The organism is Bradyrhizobium ingae (assembly GCF_055791185.1).
The window spans coordinates 1-2,659 of record NZ_JBVUBB010000087.1 but is presented as its reverse complement, the minus strand read 5'-3'; the positions used below and the strand labels follow the sequence as shown (position 1 = coordinate 2,659).

The window sequence follows — 2,659 nt, the reverse complement described above, 5'->3', positions numbered from 1 at the left end:
ATTGGACGAAGCCGCTCCGCGGCAGAACACTCGGCAAGAGTGGCCCATCGTCGGATGAAGGAATGCGGCTGAAGCAACTGTAACTGCTTTGGCGTGCCCTGGTGAGACGTAATTTGCAGCGTTCATAGGCTTGGCTTCGAGCAAGATGGCGTTGCTGCCCTCGGGCAGTTTTCGTGTTTTGCCAAGGAGCCTTCAATGACCCCGCTTCGGTTACGCATGATAAACGACATGCAGATCCGCAACTTGTCACCGCATACGCAGGATTCCTATCTGCTGCAGGTTTCGCAGTTCGCCCGCCATTTTGCGAAGTCACCGGCTTTGCTTGGGCCGGAAGAAGTCCGCGCCTACCAAGTCTATCTAACGAACGAGAAGAAGCTGGCGCCGAAGTCGATCCACGTGACCGTCTCAGCGCTCCGTTTCTTCTACCGTGTCACGCTCGGCTTCGAATGGGATTTCGACCTCATCATTCCGTGTCCAAAGGTGCCCAAGACGCTCGCCGTCATCCTCAGTCCCGAAGAGGTGCTGCACTTCCTCGGCTGCGTGGAGAGCCTCAAGCATCAAGTGATCCTGACGACATGCTACGCCGCCGGTCTGCGCATTTCCGAAGCGGGGCGCCTGAAGCCGGAAGCCATCGACCGACAGCGGATGGTGCTGCGCGTCGATCAAGGCAAGGGGAAGAAAGACCGTTACGTCATGCTCTCGGCACGGTTGCTGGGGACACTGACCGACTATTGGCGCGCCGTCCGGCCGAAGACGTGGATGTTTCCCGGCGGTATCCCCAACGAGCCGATATCGACCAACGCGGTGCAGGACGCCTGCAGCAAGGCGCATCGGTTAGCCGGCCTTGCCAAGCCCGTGACGCCGCATTCGCTACGGCATGCCTTCGCCGTCCATCTACTCGAGGCCGGCACCGATCTTCGCACCATCCAGCTCTTGCTTGGCCATCGCAGCCTGTCCACAACCGCGCAATATCTCCGGATAGCCACGAACAAAGTCTGTGCGGCGACCAGCCCGCTGGAGCTGCTGCCGCGCCCAATCACTAAGGCACTACCATCGCCGCCGCCTGAACATTTCTGACGGCGGCCCCATGGGACGCTCAGGTCCGGAAGTGGCGGATATCTTCCGCCGCTATGGTGCTGCCTGGCGCGAGCAGCACTGGAGGTCTCTATCGACCGAACGACGTGCAGCAATGACGGCGATCGAGCGCTGCCGAACGGCCGCGCTCGGTGGCCATGTCGAGCAGTGCGATCACTGCGGAGAGCGGCGGATCTCCTACAATAGCTGCCGCTCGCGCAACTGCCCCAAGTGCCAATCGCTCGCGCGGGCAGAATGGATCGAAGCCCGACAGGCGGAGCTTCTCGATACGCAGTATTTTCACGTTGTTTTCACGATACCCGACCAAATCGCAGCGATCGCATTCCAAAATGCCGGCACCGTGTACGATATTATGTTCCGCACAGCTGCAGAGACTTTGCGGACTATCGCTGCCGACCCCACGCATCTCGGTGCGGAGATCGGGTTCTTTTCTGTCCTTCATACTTGGGGCCAGAACCTCCTTCACCATCCCCACCTCCATTGCGTCGTTCCTGGAGGAGGATTGTCCCCGGATGGCAGCCGCTGGATCGCGTGCCGGCCCGGCTTCTTTCTTCCCGTGGCCGTGCTTTCCCGTCTGTTCCGGCGCCTATTTCTCAGCGCCTTGCAAAAGTCGTTCGATACCGGCGAGCTACAATTCTTCTCATCGCTGGAACCGTTGCGTGATCCGGCTGCGTTTCAGCGTTATCTGAACGATGTCCGCAGAATCAATTGGGTCATCTACGCCAAGCCGCCATTTGGCAGCGCTGAACAGGTTGTGCACTATGTCGGCCGCTATACGCATCGGGTAGCGATCAGCAACAGCCGTCTCATCGATATCGAAGACGGCAAAGTACGCTTTCGATGGAAGGATTACCGCCACGGAAGCCAGCAGAAAGTAATGACGCTGGACGCCGGGGAATTCATTCGGCGTTTCCTCATCCATGTCCTGCCCGAAGGCTTCAAACGTATTCGCTACTATGGTTTTCTGGGTAACCGCTACCGCAAGCAAAAGCTCGCTCGCTGCCGTGAACTGCTCGGAATGATATCCGCCGATGCTCATTCGGAGCCGGAAGAGCCATCCGATTGCCCCGAGAAGGCTGAGCACTGCAATGCCGCTTCCTTGCGTCAATGTCCATCCTGTCATCAAGGCCACATGGTGTGCGTCGAGGTCTTGCAGCCAGGTTCGTTCAGTGCCGCTCGTTCACCGGACACTTCTTGATGCGAGACCTCGATCAACCAAGAACCGCCACCTTCCATTTCGCAATTCTTCCGGCCGCCGTGGCAGCCGATCGATGCCCTGTTGTCGTTCTTCCGACGTCAAACCTCCGGCGCTTCGCATTTTTCGGCTACTTCGCTTCCCAGATGTCGCTTCCGTCCAGTACTTTCGTGATAATGTCCGCTTTGGACTTGTCTCCTGTTCAGATCACGACGTTTCACAAATAACGGCGCAGTGATTCAACACCCATAGCTGCAGCGGTGTGCCCGCGGCTTCGTCCAACACGTTTTTAGATTACCGGCGCCCTCGCGAGTGCTCGCGTTGGGTACCGAAACCACGCGCCGCCAATCTAAAAACGCTCTCTATTAT

Annotated in this window: 2 protein-coding genes; both read left to right on the top strand. The window is 58.4% G+C overall.

Features of this window, described 5'->3' with window-relative positions; translation table 11 throughout:
- Window positions 1-195 precede the first annotated feature (195 nt).
- Window positions 196-1,077, top strand: a complete 882-nt coding sequence (locus ACV1FX_RS41610; protein WP_473123267.1) for a site-specific integrase — start codon at window positions 196-198, stop codon at window positions 1,075-1,077.
- Window positions 1,078-1,087: 10 nt separating this feature from the next.
- A complete protein-coding gene (locus tag ACV1FX_RS41605; RefSeq protein ID WP_473123266.1) occupies window positions 1,088-2,293 on the top strand; it encodes an IS91 family transposase in 1,206 nt (401 codons plus the stop codon).
- Window positions 2,294-2,659: the final 366 nt, after the last annotated feature.

Excerpts from the sequence above, each read along its gene's own strand:
- ACV1FX_RS41605 (WP_473123266.1), top strand. The coding sequence starts at position 1,088 with ATGGGACGCTCAGGTCCGGAAGTGGCGGATATCTTCCGCCGCTATGGT.
- ACV1FX_RS41610 (WP_473123267.1), top strand. The coding sequence starts at position 196 with ATGACCCCGCTTCGGTTACGCATGATAAACGACATGCAGATCCGCAAC.